At 67.3% G+C, this 19,225-nt stretch carries 10 protein-coding genes, 1 tRNA gene, 1 other RNA gene and 2 pseudogenes; 7 read left to right on the forward strand and 7 right to left on the reverse strand.

Annotation, left to right across the window (positions count from 1 at the left end):
* Positions 1-77: 77 nt before the first annotated feature.
* Positions 78-575 (reverse strand): MarR family winged helix-turn-helix transcriptional regulator, encoded by a 498-nt coding sequence (locus AB852_RS02180; protein ID WP_073782991.1) that lies wholly within the window; start codon positions 573-575, stop codon positions 78-80.
* 110 nt (positions 576-685) lie between these two features.
* On the opposite strand from AB852_RS02180, the gene AB852_RS02185 reads away from it, so the two are divergent.
* Positions 686-1,150 carry an ester cyclase gene (locus tag AB852_RS02185; RefSeq protein WP_073782993.1) on the forward strand — a complete coding sequence of 155 codons (465 nt, stop codon included), beginning with the start codon at positions 686-688 and terminating at the stop codon, positions 1,148-1,150.
* Positions 1,151-1,170: 20 nt separating this feature from the next.
* Here the strand turns inward: AB852_RS02185 and AB852_RS41470 are convergent.
* Positions 1,171-1,583: pseudogene (locus AB852_RS41470) on the reverse strand (amino acid--tRNA ligase-related protein); the annotation flags it as partial.
* Between the two features lie 442 nt (positions 1,584-2,025).
* On the opposite strand from AB852_RS41470, the gene serS reads away from it, so the two are divergent.
* The 4 genes and pseudogenes from serS to AB852_RS02220 all read left to right on the forward strand — a co-directional run.
* Positions 2,026-3,318 carry a serine--tRNA ligase gene (gene serS, locus AB852_RS02195; protein ID WP_073782997.1) on the forward strand — a complete coding sequence of 431 codons (1,293 nt, stop codon included), beginning with the start codon at positions 2,026-2,028 and terminating at the stop codon, positions 3,316-3,318.
* Positions 3,319-4,114: 796 nt separating this feature from the next.
* Positions 4,115-5,704 carry an endonuclease NucS domain-containing protein gene (locus tag AB852_RS02200; protein ID WP_073782999.1) on the forward strand — a complete coding sequence of 530 codons (1,590 nt, stop codon included), beginning with the start codon at positions 4,115-4,117 and terminating at the stop codon, positions 5,702-5,704.
* Between the two features lie 373 nt (positions 5,705-6,077).
* A complete protein-coding gene (locus tag AB852_RS02205) occupies positions 6,078-7,184 on the forward strand; it encodes an endonuclease NucS domain-containing protein (protein WP_073783001.1) in 1,107 nt (368 codons plus the stop codon).
* A gap of 814 nt (positions 7,185-7,998) precedes the next feature.
* Positions 7,999-8,396, forward strand: a pseudogene (locus AB852_RS02220) (transposase); the annotation flags it as partial.
* Between the two features lie 261 nt (positions 8,397-8,657).
* Here AB852_RS02220 and AB852_RS02230 read toward each other — a convergent pair.
* From AB852_RS02230 to AB852_RS02245, 4 genes are all read right to left on the reverse strand, one after another.
* Positions 8,658-11,735 (reverse strand): type I restriction endonuclease subunit R, encoded by a 3,078-nt coding sequence (locus AB852_RS02230; RefSeq protein WP_073783009.1) that lies wholly within the window; start codon positions 11,733-11,735, stop codon positions 8,658-8,660.
* Positions 11,736-11,738: 3 nt separating this feature from the next.
* Positions 11,739-13,022: a restriction endonuclease subunit S gene (locus AB852_RS38330; RefSeq protein WP_107499108.1), complete on the reverse strand. Its 1,284-nt coding sequence runs from the start codon at positions 13,020-13,022 to the stop codon at positions 11,739-11,741.
* A complete protein-coding gene (locus AB852_RS02240) occupies positions 13,015-14,568 on the reverse strand; it encodes a type I restriction-modification system subunit M (RefSeq protein WP_073783013.1) in 1,554 nt (517 codons plus the stop codon). The genes AB852_RS38330 and AB852_RS02240 overlap by 8 nt, the downstream gene beginning before the upstream one ends.
* Positions 14,569-14,995: 427 nt before the next feature.
* Positions 14,996-15,083 (reverse strand) — tRNA-Ser (locus tag AB852_RS02245).
* A 71-nt stretch (positions 15,084-15,154) separates the two neighbouring features.
* On the opposite strand from AB852_RS02245, the gene ffs reads away from it, so the two are divergent.
* An RNA gene (ffs, locus tag AB852_RS02250) (signal recognition particle sRNA small type) lies at positions 15,155-15,253 on the forward strand.
* Positions 15,254-15,342: 89 nt separating this feature from the next.
* A complete protein-coding gene (locus AB852_RS02255; protein ID WP_073783015.1) occupies positions 15,343-17,655 on the forward strand; it encodes a DNA polymerase III subunit gamma and tau in 2,313 nt (770 codons plus the stop codon).
* 188 nt (positions 17,656-17,843) lie between these two features.
* On the opposite strand, the gene AB852_RS02260 is transcribed toward AB852_RS02255, so the two are convergent.
* Complete coding sequence (locus tag AB852_RS02260; RefSeq protein ID WP_073783017.1) at positions 17,844-19,079, reverse strand: NAD(P)/FAD-dependent oxidoreductase; 1,236 nt, start codon at positions 19,077-19,079, stop codon at positions 17,844-17,846.
* Positions 19,080-19,225: the final 146 nt, after the last annotated feature.

The raw sequence follows: 19,225 nt of genomic DNA on the forward strand, positions 1-19,225 counted from the left end.
CCCGCGCACCAGCAGGACCACGGCGGCCCGCGCGACGACGACGGCGTCGACCACATCGGAGACTCCCCCCTGGGTGATCACGCCCCTGACCGGGTTACCCGCTGTTCCTCCCCCTCCCTCAGCCGTTCGGCCTGCGCGTCGCCGACCTGGGTGGTGCGCCGGAGATAGCGCTCGACCACGGCGAGTTCGTCGTCGGTGAAGTCGTCGAGGGCCGCGGCGAAGGCCTTGGCGGGTGTGTCCCAGGCGGCATCGACCTCGGAGGCGCGCCGGGCGGTGAGCGAGACGAGCGTCTTGCGTCGGTCGTGGGGGTCGGGGCTCCGTCCGGCGAGCCCGGCTCGTTCCAGCCGGTCCACCAGACGGGTGGCCGATCCCGAGGTCAGGCCCGTCAGCTTCGCGATCTCGCCGGTGGTGCGGGGCCGGGGGTCCAGGCCGAGGAGGCTGACGCACTGGAGGTCTGTCGGGTGCAGTCCGAGCCGGTCGGCGAGGGCCTGACTGAACAGGGTGTACGCGGCGTGGTGCCGCCGCGCGGCGACGGTGACCGCCGCGAGCAGTTCCGCACGGTTCCGGTGTGACACGGATGGCCAGCCCTTCTCATTTAAACTGCGCCACGCAGAGAATGTATGGCACGGTAGCTGCGTCACGCAGTAGGCAGCTCGAAGACGTTCTATCACGAAACGGGAGAACCATGGCCACAGCTCTGCCCCTTGACGAGATGCGCGCCCTCCATGAGGGCTGGTGCGACCTCTGGCGCGGGGACTTCGCCCGGGCCGAGGAGATACTCGACCCGGGCTTCGTCGTGCACCAGGCGCGGCCGGACGGCAGCGACTCCCGGGCCGTGACGGGTCCGGCGCGGCTGCTGCCGGAGATCGAGCAGACGATGGCGGCCTTCGGCGGTATCGACATCACCGTCGATGTCGGCCCCGTCGTCGACGGCGACCTGATCGCGGCCCGGTGGACCATGCGGGCGACCTACACCGGCGGCATCCCCCACGCCACCGCCCCCGTCGGCACCGGGATCGCCTTCAGCGGTCACGACATCCTGCGCGTCCGCGACGGCAGGTTCCTCGAATACTGGACCTGCACCGACATCCTCGACGGCCTCACCCAACTCGGAGCCGTCGCGGGCCCCAACGGCCCCGCCCGCGGCTGAGGCCCACGGCCCGCGCCCGACTACGGGGTGAGCCGGTTCGGCCCACGGAAGAGGAAGCCGGCCTCGCGGATGGAGTCCAGGCCGAGCATCACCATCAGCACCCGCCCGAGCCCCATGCCCAGCCCGCCGTGCGGAGGGCACCCGTACCGGAACGCGTTCAGGTAGTCCCGCAGCGGTTCGGTGCTCATCCCCTTCTCTGCGGCCTGCCGCACCAACACGTCGTACCGGTGCTCACGCTGTGCGCCGGTGGTGATCTCCAGCCCCTTCCAGAGCAGGTCGAAGCTCAGGGTCCGGGTCCCAGCCGCCCTCGCGCAGGATCTCGTGAGCCTCGGTCATGGCTCACGTCCTCGACGCCGTCGATCCAGCCCAGTTCCACATCGACGCCCGTGAACTCGGTGGCGTGCCGGGAGGTGAACGACGGCGCAGTTCGCCAGCCTCGATGCGGTGATTGCGGCAGCCGATTCGGGAGCAGCCGCCCCGCCGCCACTCGCGGAGGTGGTCGATGGTGACCTCGCGGAGCAGGAACAGAAAGAAGTGCGGGAGGTGCTGGGGCTGATCCTATGGTCCTGATGGCTTTGTCACCCGCTCCGGTAGCGCCGCGCGACCATCCGTATGCCGGTGTACGGCATACGGATGGTCGCGCGGCACCACCGCTGTTCTTGCCCGAGATCCCGTACCTTCAGCCGGTCGCCCTTCCCGATGACGAGCTGTCCATTGTGAGCACGGGCCTCGTGGACGATCTTGATTCGGTCGCTCCACGTGCGGCTTTCGGCGCCGTTGACGCGTCGATATATCGCGGCTCGGTGGGGGACCGGCGGTTGCTACCGTCGATCCGGTATCCCCATCCCGTTCGCCGGACAAGAAGGAACTTCCTCATGCATGATGCCCGCGCCTTGATCGACATGGGTGCCGAAGCGGTTCGTCGGCTCGATCGGCGCGGCTACTCCCTGGACCTGTCCCGACTGGAAGACCTTCAGTCCCGGCGCAATCAGAACATCCGCGCGGCCGACGAACTGCGGGCCGAGTCCAAGCGGGTGGCGGGCGAGGTCCAGCGGACCGCGAAGCAGGGTGGGGACATCTCCGAGCTGAAGGACCGCGCTCGCGAGCTGAAGGACCAGATCCGTGAGATCGACGCGGGACAGGAGCAGGTCCAGGAGGAGCTTCGTGAGCTGCTTCTGACCATCCCGAACCTTCCCGACGAGACGGCGCCCGACGGCGACTCCGACGAGTTCGCGGTCGAGATCCGGCGCGTCGGCACCCCGCCGACGTTCTCGTTCGAGCCGAAGGACCACGTCGACCTGGGCGAGGCCACCGGCATCCTCGACTTCGCCCGCGCCACGAAGCTGTCCGGACCGCGCTTCGCCGTCTCACGAGGCGCCGGTGCCGCCCTGGAGCGTGCCCTGGCCACGCTCTTCCTCGACATCCACACCCGCCGCCACGGATACATCGAGCACGGCGTCCCGTACCTGGTCACCCGCAAGACGATGACCGGCACCGGCCAGCTGCCGAAGTTCGAGGAAGACCTGTTCAGGACCGGCACGGCGGACCGTGACCTGTTCCTCATCCCGACGGCCGAGGTCCCGCTGACCAACCTCTACGCCGACGAGATCATCCCGCCCGCCGACCTGCCCCTGGCCCTCACGGCACACACCCCGTGCTTCCGCTCCGAGGCCGGCTCGTACGGGCGCGACACCCGGGGCCTGATCCGACAGCACCAGTTCTCCAAGGTCGAGATGGTCAGGATCGTCGACCCGGAGACGGCGGACGCCGAGCTGGAGACGATGGTCGGCCACGCCGAGGCATGCCTGAAGGAGCTCGGCCTCGCCTACCGCGTGGTCAGGCTGGCGGCCGGTGACACGGGCTTCTCCGCCCAGCTCACGTACGACATCGAGGTCTGGATCCCGAGCCAGAACACGTACCGCGAGATCTCCTCGGTCTCCAACTTCGGCACCTTCCAGGCCCGCCGGGCGAACATCCGGACCCGGGGTGAGGGCGGCAAGCCCAGGCTCGTCGCCACCCTCAACGGCTCCGGCCTGCCCATCGGCCGCACCTTGGCCGCCCTCCTTGAACAGTGCCAGCAGCAGGACGGCTCCCTCGTCCTTCCCGAATCCCTCTCCCCGTACCTCGGCTTCCGCCGTATCTCGGCGGACGGAACAGCGGAGGCATGACGTGCGCGTCGCCGTCTGCGACGCCGTCACGTCCCAGCATCGGCCCGTCTTCAGCACGCCGACATCGACACCGCTTCGACGGCAAACGGTCACGGCTCCGCTGCTGATCGCCCGAGTTGGCGAGAGTACGGCTCGGCGAGCGCTGTCGGGACGTTGGTCAGACGTTCAGCGGCGCCTCCGCGCGCAGGTAGCCGCGATCGGACAGGTTTGTCCGACCAGCGCTGAACCTCCGATTCGGCGGCTCGCAAGCGCTGTGTCAGGCCGGAGAACGGCCAGGGCGCGCGCTCGGTGCGTGCATGCCACCGGGCTGATGCTGCGGAAGGTGGCGCAGAGGATTCGTGACGCGTTCCGGGGGCCGTCCAAGGAAAGTGGGACGGAGACACGTCGAAGGCCCCCATCTCGCGATGGGGGCCTTCGACGTTAGTGCCCGGTGAGGCACTGGCGGAGGATACGAGATTCGAACTCGTGAGGGGTTGCCCCCAACACGCTTTCCAAGTCTTCGCCCGGGGGTTCTGGGATGTGCGGGAGCGTTCTGAGCTGCTGCGGAGCGTCCGGCGTGCCTTGGTCTGCACGGTCCCGGACGGGGGCGAATGAGACCAGAACTGAGACCGCGCTGCTCCTGTTACCCGTGTCCATTGGGCTGACGCGACCCAGCGGGCGAGGCAGGCGTGGGCGGTCCGGACTCGCTGGGGAGAGGAGAGAACGGACAGGGAATGTCAGACCGATCATCTACTGTCAAACCCTGATCGGCCATCAACTAACGTCCCAAGGCAGGGACGTGTCCGCGAGGTGCGACATGGGTGTTCCGTACGAGGCGCGACTGCGCGACATGCTGGCTGACCGCTTGTCTCTCATAGAACCGAGCCTTCAGCTGATCGATACGGAATATCCGCTACCCAATGCTCACGGAACGCGCGGGCGGATAGACATCCTGGCCCGAGATGGGCACGGGTCTTGGGTGGTGATCGAACTGAAGCGATCCGACTCGACCTCGGCCCGAGCCCTTCATGAGGTCACGAAGTACGCCGAGCTGTTGCAGCGAGAGATGGGGCTCCGCAAGGACCGCATTTGCGCCATGATTGTCTCCACCACGTGGCGTGAACTTCGTGTACCGGTCAGCAACATGGCGCGCGACTGGACACACGATCTGCGTGGGTACCAACTGACATTGGATGACGACGGTACTCCTGTGCGTGCAGACCGGGTGGAGTTCCTTGAAGCGACGATCCCCCCACAAGTAACCCCGCATCACTTCATTTACCTATACAACTCCCCGGAGGATAGAGAGCGGGGCTGGCGCGAGGTTCTGGACAGAGCTGCAGAGGCAGGAGCTGATGATCTTCTGGCAGCGGACTTCCAGCGCATCTCGCAGAGAGACAGCGTGGTCGCACCGTACGGCCTGTACTTCGCGATCGGGCGTCTGGATCCGGACCTAGCACCAGCTTGGCTCGGCGACGGTGAGGCGGATTCGCCCGAGGAAACCGGGGGGTACCCCCTGGAGTATGCAGCTCTTTGCCATATCACCAGCAACGTCTTCGCAGCCGGCTATGACACAGCCCGCCCGGGGATGCTCCGGAAGCTGGCAGAGGACCCGCACTGGGAGATCGAGGGCTACCGGACGGCAGGTGAATTCGCCAAGCGCACTTCACTGAACGAGAGGGATCTTCTCCGGGACCTGAACGGAGACGAAGAGGGGATCGGCCAGGTCCTCTACACAGGTTCCGCGCGAACCACGGACCGTGGAAGATGGCCTGCTTTCCGGGAGGAGAGCAGGACGTGCACGGCGAGGAACCCTGATTGGGCGAGGCTCGTGGAACGGTGGCTGGACGACGTCTCGGCCGATGGCGTGGAGCGCGATGTCATGCTTCATATGTACAACCCGTGCGACCTGATCCAATCGCTGGTGCACGGTTGGCCCGACAAGCTATCAGACCTCGTTCCGATGACCTTTGGGACGGCATTGGCTACCCAGGACGGCGACCACCGCGTAATCCGTGGCTCCCTCTACTGGGACGGTGTTGCCTACCCTGACGTGGCCGACCGGGTGCGCCTGGTCTATCGCGATGCCATGCACTGGCAGGCTCACCGCCTTATGGATGAGACCTGGGTCACCGATCTTGATCTCCTGAGTCTGCTTGGACTTCGCTACGTGCTCATCGAGCAGATTGGAGGAAACCCGCTCCTTGTGTCAGAGGCGCGCGAACTTCGTCTCCACTTCGTGCAGGATGAGGTCCCCCATACTCTGCCGATTCCCTGCGAGGGATCGCAGCTCCGCGACGCTGGGTGGAACGGAGCCTACTCGCTCGATACGTTCCTGGAGACGTACGAGGATCAGATCGACGCGTTGGTCGAGATCTATCGGACCGGGTTTCATTTCGGGGCCTGAGGCTCCTCGGCGATCGGGTTTGCCTGACAGGTGGCGTGATCGCGGAGGTTCGCAGGCAAGGGCGAATCTCCTGCACGCTGCAGGCGGGGGAGTGAGAACGACCTGCTTGAGCTTTGAAGATTCTCAGTAGTTGGGGCGTTGAGCGACCTCTGCGACCTCTCGCGTTCGTCGGGCGCCGGGCTCAGCAGGCCTGGCTCAAACTGGCTCCCTCGGCTGTGAGCGGCGGGGCGGGTGCGATTCCAGTGATCTCGGCGCTGTGTGAACCAGCAACGACGCGTGCTTGGTCGGGGGCTCCGGGTCCGACTTGAAGACCTCGCTGTCCGCAAGGTCTGCTTGTCTCATTGAATGTGTTGGATCGGGTGGGGAGTACACGATGCCGTTGGAGTTTGGGCTGTGGCGGGTGGACGACAAGCCAGTGCGAGTTGCTACGCGGCCGATGCGGTTGGAGGCTCGACTGGAAGAGCTCATAGAGGCCGATCCGGAGATCTTGGGGAAGCCGCTGCTTCTCATCGGTCGACAGGTGCAGACCGACCACGGAAAGGTTATCGACCTGCTCGGCATCGACGCTGAGGGCGGACTGCATCTCCTGGAGCTCAAGCGGGACCGCACACCTCGCGAGGTCGTCGCCCAGCTACTCGATTACGGCTCCTGGGTGCAGGATCTTAGTAATGAGCAGGTTCGTGAGATCTACGGAGCCTACGCACGAAGCCGCGGGTTGTCGGAGGAACTGGACGAGGCGTTCGCGATGCGCTTCGGTGGCACCCCGCCGGAGGAGCTGAACAGCACGCACACGCTGACCGTGGTTGCGAGCGAGGTCGATGCGGCGACGGAGCGGATTGTCACCTACCTGGCGTCCGGCTATCAGGTTCCCCTCAACGTGCTGTTCTTCCGCTACTTCGAGGACGAGGGCCGGTCCTACCTGGCCCGTACCTGGCTGATCGACGATGTCGACGTGGCCGTGGCGCCCACGGGAACCAAGAGGCGGGCCAAGCAGGAGCTGTGGAACGGCACGGATTGGTATGTCTCCTTCGGAGACGAGCCAGGAGGGCGAAGCTGGGAAGATGCCCGTCAGTACGGCTTCGTTTCGGCTGGCGGCGGGGAGTGGTTCTCCCGGACGATCCGCTCCCTGCCTGTGGGAGCTCGGGTGTTCACTCATATCCCCAAGGTGGGATACGTGGGTGTGGGCACGGTGTCCGGTGAGCCGCTTCCCTTCGACGATGCCGTCCTTATTGTGGACGGTGAGAGTGGACAGATGTCTGACCTCCCGCTCCAAGGCAGTTACCAGCCTGACAGCAGGCCGGCGGCGGAGAGCGACACCGGGGACCGCCGAGAGTGGGTCGTCCCCGTCGACTGGGAGCAGTCCGTGCCGAGAGAGGGGGCGTTCTGGCGGACGGGCCTCTTCGCGAACCAGAACTCCGCCTGCAAGCTGCGGGCCCGTTTCACGATCGATGAGGTCTCCCGCCACTTCGGCATCGGTTGACCATGACTGGGCCACACATACGTAGCAGGGTCCCTAATGGTCGGCCGGATCTTCTGTGTCTTGGAGCTCCTTGGCGATCTGAGCGATTTGCTGCTCCCTCTCGTCCATGGCCTTACGTTGCTTGTCCCGCTTGGCCTCGGCTGCCCGGAGCTCCCCCGTCAAGCGCTCTCGCTGAGCCGCTGCGGCTGCGAGCTTCACCCTGGCGTCGGGATCGGGATCTTCTGTAGGGCCGATGTGAACTGCTGAGACCACGCCCCGACGCGTTCCGCACGTCGGACAATTCTCAACTGTTGCCGAGTAGCGCTGCTGATTGCGGCGATGCTGGGTGCGGGATCCGTGCACTGTCAAGTGAATGCTCTGGCAGTTGGCATGGAGTTTCCTGTACTGGGCCTCTTCAGCTTCGTACGCTGCTCGTTCATGAGGTGCCATTTCCGCCAGCGGAGGCAGGGGGCCGAGGTTGTCGATGAACGGCCTGCCGCAGCTGCGGCAGGGGTGTCCTGCTGCGAGCTCTTCGGGGCTCAGGTGCATGCCCTCTCGCCTCCAGCGAGCGCGCTTCTCTCCCAGGAGCCGGTCTTCCTCCTCCGCTCGGAACGCCGCGCTGCGAGACCGAGTCTGGGGTTGCTGCTGATGCTGCTTCTCTGCTGACGTACCCACGCTGACCTCCGCTCGTTGCTCGCGGTCTCAGTGTGGGAGGGATGGGTGTTGAGGTTCGGTGACAAGCCCAGATGTGGAGCCGTTGGAGCTTCTGGGACTGCTGCACGGACGAGTGACACCTGACCTGGCTTGCTGAGAAGCGGCCTGGAAGGATGTTGCAGTGCCCAAGCCATATCCGAAGGAGTTCCGCGAGGACGTCGTGCAAGTCGCGCGCAACCGCGAGCCCGGCGTCACGCTGGAACAGATCGCCGCCGACTTCGGCGTCCACCCGATCACGCTGTCAAAGTGGCTGCGCCGTGCGGACACCGACGAGGGCGCCAGGCCCGCGACAGCGTCGGGTGAGTCGGCCGAGCTGCGCGAGGCCCGCAAACGCATCCGGCTCCTGGAGCAGGAGAACGAGGTCCTGCGCAGGGCTGCGGCGTATCTGTCGCAGGCGAACCTGCCGGCAAAATGATGTACCCGCTCGTCCGCGAGCTGGCCGCCGCCGCTGCCCCTCACCGGGTGCCGGTGGCGGTGACGTGCCGGGTACTCAAGCTGGCCCGCCAGCCCTACTACCGGCGCCAGAGACGCCTGGCCCGATTGACCCCCATCGAGTACGAGACCATCATGACCCCACCCGCAGCTCTGGCTGCATAAACCCCGCTGTCACCCGATCATGCAGCAGTCCCATACGGCGACGCCGACGACTGGTAGTGCCCCGGATTGCCGCACACCACGGCGAATCAATGGAGCGCTGGCCAGGTGATGCCAGGGTGTACATCGAGCCACGCGCGACGAAGCCCGGCAACCGCCACAGGTTGCCGGGCCTCAGCGCGTACATCAGTCGACGAGATAGTGGGCTTCGATGTAGGCGACGGTGGAGCCATACGGCTCTCCCACCGGCTTCAACACGTACCGGCGGAATACCGCGGCGGTGGCACGGCGGACGCCGCGGTTGCGGGCCTCGGCGTTGTCCCACGACTGGGCGAGGGTGCGCCTGACCACCTGGTCAATCTCCTCGGCCAGGTTCCGCTCCGTGACGGTGAGGCCGGACGGTGCGTGATCGAGGATGATCCGAGACAGGACACCTACATGGTCATCATCCAGCACGACGGCTTCGTCGGGGTGCTTCTCGGCGTTCACGATGGCACGGGCGACCCGGAGTGCTTCGGCCAGGAACTCCAGGGCGTCCTGGGCGTTCTGGATGATCCGGTCCCGCAGCTGCCTGATCCGCTCTGCCAGGGCGGTGTACTTTGCGGACCCCGGTTCGACGCCCTTCTCGAGGGCGGCCTTGATCTGGTCCAGGATCTCCGCCGCAGACGGCGGCCTCTTGTCCTCGCCGTCGCCCTTGTCGGACTTGGGGCGGACGAGGGCCAGCAGCTCCTTGAGGATGGCGATGCCCTGGGCGTCGAGGACGAGAGGTTCCTCCTGGGAAGCGACCACAGAGAAGGAGTGGACGTGGGCATTGATTATCTCCAGGACCATCGGTCCCAGCTCGCCCAGGCGTTCCTTCCTCTCCTCGTCGGAGGACTTCTTGAACAGGGTCGTGTACGTGGACCCGAACAGCCCGAAACCGTCCCGATATTTGGCGATCCGCTTGTCGGTGTTGATGAGCGGGTACAGCCGGGCCAAGAGCCGGTAGTCCTTGGAGAACACCTCGGCGGCCACAGGGTCGGCGTCGAGGAAGACGTTAATGGCTCGTACCGACTCGTATCCGTGGACCGTGAGGTCCAGGCCGTCCACGTTCGCAAACAGGTCTTCGATACGGGCGAAAGTGGTACGGAACTCGGCGACCAAGTCGGTCACATCGGTGACGAACCCTCCACCCTTGCCAGCGGCCCCCTCCGCGGTGGGGTCGACGACGGCCCGCTGGACCTCCTCGGCCAGGCTGATGTAGTCCACGACCACACCGGAGGTTTTCACGAACCCGGTCGGCGACACCCAGGTGCGGTTCGGCCGGGTGATCGTCTGGAACAGGTTGTGGGCCTTCAGCGGCTTGTCCAGGTAGAGGACGCCCTCGTTGGGGGCGTCGAACCCCGTCATCAGCTTCGCGGTCACGACCAGGAAGCACAACGGATCGTCCGGCGTGAGGAAGCGCCGCTTCTGGTCCTCCTCGTCGACCTCCGAGAGCCTGTACGGTCGCATGGCGGGATCTTCGTCTTTGGAGTCTGAGACGGAGATGTTCACCTCGGTGGTGATCCGGTCGTGCTTGCCGACCTCGGCGAGCACCTGTGACGCCTCGTAGCCGGCCAGCAGCTCGTTGATCCTGTCCGTGTACGCCACCGCAAGCTCACGGTTGTAGGCGACAACCTGGGCCTTGAGGCCGTTGCGGTAGGCGCCGGCCAGGTAGTGGTCCACGATGTCCTGGCAGACCGTCTGTATGCGTTCGGGGTTGGCGAACACCGAGGTGAGGCGCCCGAACTTGCGGGACAGGGTTTCACGGTCGGGGTCGTCGAGGTCGAATTCGTCGGCGAACTGGTCGAACTCAGCCTGCAGCGCCTGGTCGTTCATCTCGAAGGTGACCGGGTGCGGGTCAAGCATGACCGGGACGGTGGCCTCGTCATGCAGGGACCGGGACACCGAGTATCGGTGCAGCACCCTGCCCGGGTCGGTCTCCTCGCCGAAGAGGGCGAAGGTGTCGGTGGCGAGGTTCCTGATCGGAGTGCCGGTCATGCCGAAGAACTTCGCATGCGGCAACGCTGCACGCATCTGCCCGGCGAGAGACTCCTCCTTGGACGACTGGGTGCGGTGTGCCTCGTCGACCAGCACGATGATGTTGCGGCGGGTCGACAGGTTCTTGCCTGCGTCGGCGAACTTGTGGATGGTCGTGGAGATAACGCCGCGTACGTCATCGGCCAGCAAGGAACGTAGCTCCTTGCTGGTGGCGGGCTGGTGGAAGTAGGCGTTCCCCATCGCAGAGGTGAATACCCCAGACGTCTGCCGGACGAGGTGAGTGCGGTCCGAGAGCAGGATGATCGTTGGCGAATCGGTGCGAGTGTCTGCCAACAGCAGGGAGGCGGCGAACACCATCAGCAGTGTCTTCCCACTGCCTTGGTGGTGCCAGATCAGGCCCTTCTGGCCGTCGGCCAGGACCCGCTTGTGGATCAGGTGGGCGGCTTCCATCTGCGGATAGCGGGGCAGGTACTTCTTGTCCGTCCCGCCCCCCGATGTGCCGAAGAGGGTGAAGTTGGCGAGCATGTCCAGGACCGTGGCCGGGGTGAGCAGCAGCTCGACAGAGCGTTGCACGTCGGCCTGCCCGGAAAGGGTCTCATCATCAGCAGTGGACCGGAACGGCTGCCACAAATGGAGGGGCGCACCGGCGGCGGCGAATCGCAGCTTCAGCCCATCGGAGGCGATGGCGAAGACGTTGGGGGTGAAGAACCACGGGTACTCGGCGGCGTACACCTCGTTGATCTCGCGGGCGGCACCGGACCACCCGGACTTCGCGGTCGGTGACTTCACCTCTACGACAACGAGGGGCAGGCCGTTGACCCAGTAGACGAGGTCGAACCTTCGGGGGGTCTTGCCGGGGATGGTTATGGTCACCTCGTCCGACACGACCAGCGTGTTGGCGATTGGATGCTCGAAGTCGACGAGCCTCAAGGCGTGCCACACGCCGTCGGCGTCCCGGAACTCCTTGTGTCCCCGAAGCAGGTGCAGCACCTGCTCGTTGGCTCGTACCAGCCCGCCCTCGACGGCGTTGACCGTGGCGACGATCTCCTCCACCACCGCGTCCGGGTCGTACCCGGCGATCACCTCAGGGTTAAGCCGGACGATGGCATCCCGCAGGTGCCTGACGAGCACCGTCTGTGTCGTCTCACGCGGCAGCGACCTGCCGGCTGTGAAATTCCAGCCCATCGGCAAGGACCATTGGATCATTAAGTTCTGGAACTCGCGCTCCCGAATGCCCTTCGCCACGCCTCAGACCCCCAGTTCGGCAGACTCAATCTCGATGGTGCGGTCCAGCAACCCCGACAGCAGCCCCGACCGGACTCGGCGGAGACGGGCCTCCTCTGCGCGGGTTGCCATGATCCCTCGGGCCACAGCGTGGCACCGCTGGACGTACTCACCTTGCTCTGGAAGCGACGGAATGGGCACCCGAACAGTACCGAAACCGCGCTTATTGATCTTGACCATCGACTTACTCGTTCCACCGGCAGTGCCGGAGATGCTGGTCCGCAGTTCGCGCGATGACAAGGCGTGCTCCAGGTAGTCCGCGCGAACGCGAGACTCGTCCACACGGAGGCGCCAGATGAGGTCAGGCATGAATGTCCCCTCGTGCACGTTCCTTGCGACGGCAACGAAGCCAACGCGTTCTGGCGTGTTGGCCCGCGTGATGAGCAGGTCCCCGTTCTTCACTACATGACTAGGCGAGAACGCAGCGACCTCCGTGACGGTCTTAGCCTCAGAGGTCTTGAACCAACCACGCTGCACCGCACTGAGCTTCAGGATTCGGTGCTCGTCATTGGCAGAGGCTTCCCCTCCAGCCTGGACGCTCTTACCGCTGTCGATCCCCAGCAGTACGTCGCTGATGGGCTGGTGATCCGTATCTGGCAAGTTAGAGCGCAGCGACTCCAGAAGCCCCTCCAGCGCCTCGGATTCAGCATCCAGCGCGGCGACCTGGTCATCAACTGCGTCGAGCATATCGACGATTTGTGCTTGTACCTTGCGGGGTGGGATCGGGAGTTGGATCTGCAAGAGCTGCTCTGGGTTGAGACGCTTGCGCCGTTGAACTGTCCCGCTCACTCGGTTTTTCATCTCTGCCCACAGTCGCGGTGAGCCGCAGACATGCCTCATCCAGCCGGGCATCAGTTCTGGGCCGAGCGTGAACGTCGGGAACTCGTTGCTGACGACGAATCCGTCGAACTCGGAAGGGACTACAGTGATGGGCCCTTCCCACGCAGTCAGTTTTCGCATTACGACTTGGTCGGCGCGCAGCACGTTCATCGCTGCGTACTCTGTATCTCCACCGTCGAGTTCGCCTTTAGCGATAACCCCCTTCCCTGCATTCAGGACCCCGGCTAGGCGATAGGCAGTTCCAGGCTTCATGGGTGTGCGCTGGATGTCGAGGCGCATCAATTCCCCGAGCGGACGCAGCGGATAACCGCTACTCTCCGAAGCCTTCGATCCCTGCGGCGGAACGGCTACCTTGCGGCGCGCGGGAGTCTCCAGGTCGCTGAGGCTGATTTGCTGCCAGTCACTCATCGAAGCCCTCGATCCCGGCGGCAGAGAGGACCTCGAGCATGCGCTGCTCGGTCTTCTGGCGCTCGGCGCGGGCGATGTTGTAGGCGTCGATGAGGGTGCCGAGGTCTTCCTGCTCAGCAGCGGTCTGCTTGATGTAGCGACCGATATTGAGGTCGTATCCGTTCGCCACGATCTCTGTGATGGGGACAAATCGAGCCGAGAGGCCAGCCTCTCCGTCGCCGTCGGAGCGCGAGTGGTAGGCGGTCACGACATCAGTGATGTCTACGTCAGTGAGGACGTTGCGGTTCTTGGCTTTGGTGAACCGGGCGGAGGCGTCGATAAACAGCACGCCGCCCTGCCGCTCCGGGATCTTGGTGCCGGGGGCGCGGAATACGAGGATGCAGGTCGGAATCATCGTGCTGTAGAAGAGGTTCGACGGCAGCCCGATTACGGATTCCAGGAGGTCGCCGTCCAGGACGCGCCGGCGGATAGCGGCCTCCTGGCCACCTCGGAAGAGGACGCCGTGCGGCAGGACGACGCCGGCACGGCCCTTCTTCGGATCCATGCTGGCGATCATGTGCTGCACGAATGCCCAGTCTGCCGACGACTGTGGGGCGACCCCTCCGATGGCGCGGGGGTCGTTGGTCCAGGGCTTCCACTTCAGGCTGTAGGGCGGATTAGCGACGATCACGTCGAATTGCTTCACGGACCCGTCCGGCTTCTTGAAGCGCGGGTCCCTCAGGGTGTCGCCGACCTCGACCTTGAACTCGGTCAGGTTGTGCATGAACAGGTTCATGCGGGCTACACCTGCGGTGTCCGTTACCGCCTCCTGCCCGTTCAGGCTGAGGGAGTACCCCCGTCCGCCACGGGCCTTCAGAAGGCTCGCGGCGGCAATGAGCATGCCGCCAGACCCGCAGGTCGGGTCGTACACCGACTCATGGTTCTTGGGGGCCAGTAGCTCGATGATCAGCTCGACGACCTCACGCGGGGTGAAGAACTGGCCGGCGCGTGTGCCGGAACCGTCGGAGAAGCGCTTCAGCAGGTACTCGTACGCTCCGCCGAGCACGTCGTGGGACATGTTGCCCTCGTGCATCTGGGGGGAGCGGTCCATCGCCCGCATGACCGATGCCAGGACCTCCCCCGGCAGTACCGCTTCCTGCGTCCAGGTCATGGACCCGAACAGACGGGAGAACTTGTCAGGGTTGGCCGACTCGATGGCCTGAAGGGATGCACGAACCCGCTGGCCGAGGCCGTGCTGGGCGACGGTGGCGAGGATGGACGACCAAGAGGCGCGACGTTCCTGGACCGTGCCGGCGTGGATGAACGGAATCTCGAACGACTGGTGGTCGCGGTACTCGATCTCGCGGGCTTCCTCGGGGGAGAGGTCGTCCAGGCCATCGTACTGGGCCAGGAACTCCTGGTGGTTGTGCTCCCAGGTGTCCGACAGGTACTTCCAGAACATCAGCGGGAAGACGACCGAGGAGTACTGCGCTTCGGGCATCGCCACGCGCAGCTCGTCAGCGGCGTTCCACAACCGGTTCTCGATCTCCTGCTGGGTCACTGCCATCAGATGAGGGTGTCCTTGCTCGTCAAGAAGGTGGCGCTCTGGAAGCCGTGGCGTTTCCGCTGGGCATCCTATTTTGTCCCTCCGACAGCGGGGCGTGGTCAGCCCTTCTACTGGCTGGTTCAGGTCGACGGAGGTCAGCGGTAAAGGTGGGCCAGTGGGTGGTGAGGAGCACACATGCGCAGCGGCGGGACTCGATGGAGCAACGTCCACGCTGAGCGTCGAGTGCGGGAAGCGCAGGACGAGGCGCAGAGGAGGTCCGAGCTCTCACGCGATGCCCCGATCATCGAGAAGGGCCGACTTTGGAGTCTGCCCGCAGAGGTTCAGGGCTGTCCGTCCCCCACAACTGAGACCAAAACTGAGACCACACACGTCGAAGGGCCCCACCGCGAACGGTGGGGCCCTTCGACGTTAGTGCCCGGTGAGGCACTGGCGGAGGATACGAGATTCGAACTCGTGAGGGGTTGCCCCCAACACGCTTTCCAAGCGTGCGCCCTAGGCCACTAGGCGAATCCTCCGGGGGAGACATTACATGACCCTGAGCGGTGGTCGCGAACTCGTTCGCGGGCCGGGGATCGGGTACTCTGTGCGCAGCCCCTCACGTGGCGCTATCTGACTGAACTCCCCCAGGGCCGGAAGGCAGCAAGGGTAGGTCGGCTCTGGCGGGTGCGTGGGGGGCGCTTGCGTTTGCGGGGCGCCCCTGGGGGCGGGGCGGGTCCGGCGGGGCGGGGGTGCTTCCGGTCCGGGTTGTCAGTGGGCGCCTATAACCTCGTAGGTGTGTCGTCTCTCGCGTTGTACCGCCGCTATCGCCCGGAGTCGTTCGCCGAGGTCATTGGGCAGGAGCATGTCACCGCGCCCCTGCAGCAGGCCCTGCGGAACAACCGGGTCAATCACGCGTACCTGTTCAGCGGGCCGCGCGGCTGCGGGAAGACGACCAGCGCGCGCATCCTCGCCCGCTGTCTGAACTGCGAGCAGGGCCCGACCCCCACCCCCTGCGGGGAGTGCCAGTCGTGCCGTGACCTCGCGCGCGGCGGCCCCGGCTCGATCGACGTCATCGAGATCGACGCCGCCTCCCACGGCGGCGTGGACGACGCGCGTGACCTGCGGGAGAAGGCCTTCTTCGGCCCCGCGGGCAGCCGGTACAAGATCTACATCATCGACGAGGCCCATATGGTCACGTCGGCCGGATTCAACGCCCTGCTCAAGGTGGTCGAGGAACCGCCCGAGCACCTCAAGTTCATCTTCGCGACCACCGAGCCCGAGAAGGTCATCGGCACCATCCGGTCGCGTACGCATCACTACCCGTTCCGTCTCGTCCCGCCCGGCACACTGCGCGACTACCTCGCCGAGGTGTGCGGCCGCGAGGGCATCCCCGTCGCCGACGGGGTGCTCCCCCTGGTGGTCCGCGCGGGAGCCGGATCGGTCCGTGACTCCATGTCCGTCATGGACCAGCTCCTCGCCGGGGTCGCCGACGACGGTGTGACGTACCCCATGGCCACCTCCCTCCTCGGGTACACCGACAGCTCCCTGCTCGACTCCGTCGTCGACTCCTTCGCCGCGGGCGACGGCGCCGCCGCCTTCGAGATCGTCGACCGGGTCATCGAGGGCGGCAACGACCCCCGCCGCTTCGTCGCCGACCTGCTGGAGCGCCTGCGGGACCTCGTCATCCTCTCCGCCGTCCCCGACGCCGCGGAGAAGGGCCTGATCGACGCCCCCGTCGATGTCGTGGAGCGGATGGCCGCCCAGGCCGCCGTCTTCGGCGGCGCCGAGCTGAGCCGCGCCGCCGACCTGGTCAACACCGGCCTCACCGAGATGCGCGGAGCCACCTCGCCCCGGCTCCAGCTGGAGCTGATCTGCGCCCGCGTGCTGCTCCCGGCCGCCTACGACGACGAGCGCTCCGTCATGGCCCGGCTCGAACGGCTGGAGCGCGGCGGCGCGGGTGGTGGAGCCGGTGCGGGTGGCGGCTTCGGCGCGGGTGGTGGGTCCGGGGCCGCGATGCCCGGTGGGTACGGCGTCCCGGGCACCCCCGGGGCACCCGTCGCGCATCCGGGCGGACCCCCCGTGGCCTACACACCGCCCCCCGCCGGACCCGGGATCGTCTACGAGGCGCCCGCCGCCCACACCCCGGCCCCGCCTCCCGCCGTCCCGGACGCCCCCGCCGAGGCCGCGCCCCCGGCACCCTCCGTCGCCCCCGCTCCCGCCGCCCCCGCTCCCGCCGCCCCCGCTCCCGCCGCCACAGAACGCCGTCCCGGTGGCTGGCCCACCGCCGCGGCCGCCGGTAGCGGTCGGCCTGCCGGCCCCGTCGGCCAGCCCCCAGCCCCCGGCTCCCAGCCCGAGCAGGGGCATGGCCAGGGGCAGCCGCAGGCTTCGGCGTACCCGCAGTCCCACGCCTCCGCCCCGGCCCCCGAACCCGTACAGGCCGCACCGCCGCCCGCCGGTCGCGCGACCGGACACGGCGGCGGGCCGGACCCCCGCGCCCTCTGGCCGAACATCCTGGAAGCCGTCAAGAACCGGCGCCGGTTCACCTGGATCCTGCTCAGCCAGAACGCGCAGGTGGCCGGGTTCGACGGCACCACGCTCCAGATCGGCTTCGTCAACGCCGGAGCCCGGGACAACTTCGCGAGCAGCGGCAGCGAGGACGTCCTGCGGCAGGCGCTCAGCGAGCAGTTCGGCGTGCAGTGGAAGGTCGAGGCGATCGTCGACCCTTCGGGCGGCTCCGCGCCCCCGCCCGCCGCCGGGAACTTCGGCGGCGGTCCCGCCCAGGGCCGTCCCGCCTACCTGCAGTCCCCGCCCGCGCCCGCCGCCGCACCCCGCGCCCCGGCCCCGGGCGGCCAGGCGCCCGCGCCGCACAGCGCTCCGTCGTCCCCCGGTCCGGGCGGCCGGTCCGGCGCCCAGCAGCCTCCGAGACCCGCGTCCCAGGCCGCCCCGCCCGCCGAGCACCGGGCACCCGACCCGGTCCACTCGGTGGCCCCGGAGGACGACACCCCCGAGGACGACGACCCCGACCTCGTCGAGTCCGCCCTCTCCGGCCACGACCTGATCGTCCGCGAACTCGGCGCCACGGTCCTGGAGGAGTTCTCCAACGAGTAGCCCGGCGCCGGGCCCCGACAGCGGTGTCGATGGGCCCGATGGGCGTCCAACAGATCCCGTTCGGCACCGATGGCCGCCGGCCGCCGGCTGCCGGCTGCTGACCGCTGACCGCTGACAGCTGAGCCTGGTTCAGACCTCTGCCCGCGGGTCACGGCCCGTCGCCCCGCAGGCCGCGGCGGCCGCCTCCCTCACCCCGCCGAACCGCCCCCACCAGCGGCCGACCGCGCCGCTCCCCGGGCCACCACCCGCGCCACCACCCGCTCCCCGTCCGCGCCGAACGGCGAACGGCGGGCCGCGACGGCCAGCCGGGTGTCCAGCGCCACCAGGTCCGCGTTGATGGCAGCCCCGGCCCGCGCCCCTGACGCGGCCGAAGCCGACACCGTCTCGGTGACTCCGGTCACGTTCCCCGCGGCCCACACACCCGCCACCGGGGTACGTCCGTCGGCCTCCGCGGGTACCCGGGAGCCGACCTCCGTCCCGGCCACCAGAGCCGGTAGGGCTTCCAGCCCCAGCGCGTCGAGCATCCCGGACCGGGCCCGGAGGCCACTGGCGACCGTGAGTGCCCGGACGGCGATGACCGTCCCGTCGCCGAGACGCAGGCCGGACAGCCGCTCACCGTCCCGTACGACGCCGGCCACCTCGCCCCGCACCACGCGGACCCCGCGCGCGGCCAGCCGCTCCCACGCCTCCTCGTCGGGCTCGGGTCCGGTGTGCAGGAAGAGGGTGATGTCGGCGCTCCACTGCCGCCACAGAAGTGCCTGGTGCACGGCGAGCGGACCGGTCGACAGGACGCCGATCGGCAGGTCCCGCACCTCCCAGCCGTGGCAGTACGGGCAGTGCAGCACGTCACGGCCCCACAGTTCGGCCAGCCCGGGAACCGGCGGCAGCTCGTCGGCCAGCCCCGTCGTCACCAGCAGCCGCCGGGCCCGCACCAGTACTTCCCCGGTGCCGGACCCTGACCCGGTGCCGCTCCCCGACCCCGTACCCGTGTCCGTACCTGCCTCTCCCTTGGCACCCGTGCCCGCACCCGGCGACCCCGCCCCCGGCCGCCGCGCCGTGACCCGGAAACCGCCCTCGTCCGGCTCGGCCGACACCACCGTGCCGGAGGCGATCCGCACCCCGTACCCGCGGACCTCCGCCCGTCCGGTGGCCAGCAGCCGCGCGGGCGGTACCCCGTCATGGCCCAGGTAGCCGTGCATCGCCTCGGCCGGTGCGTTCCGGGGTTCACCGCTGTCGATGACCAGTACCGACCGCCGCGCCCGCCCGAGCATCAGCGCCCCGGCCAGCCCCGCCGCTCCGCCCCCGACCACCACCACGTCGTACCGCCCGTCGCCGAGCCCGAGGTCATCCCCGAAGTCATCCCCGAAGTCATCCCCGAGGTCATCCTTGATCCCGTTCACATCGCCACCGCCGCCGTGCTTCATGTCATCGCCTCCCGCGAGGGCCCCGGGCCCTTCGTCGTTGTCCGGCTCTCCGTCCCACCACCTTCCGGTCGGCCCGCCGGATTCGGCAATGAGATTTGCCGCAACAGCAACATCGATTACGGCGGTGACGTGGCTGACTAGGAGGA

It is taken from the genome of Streptomyces uncialis (assembly GCF_001905345.1).
GTDB lineage: Bacteria > Actinomycetota > Actinomycetes > Streptomycetales > Streptomycetaceae > Streptomyces > Streptomyces uncialis.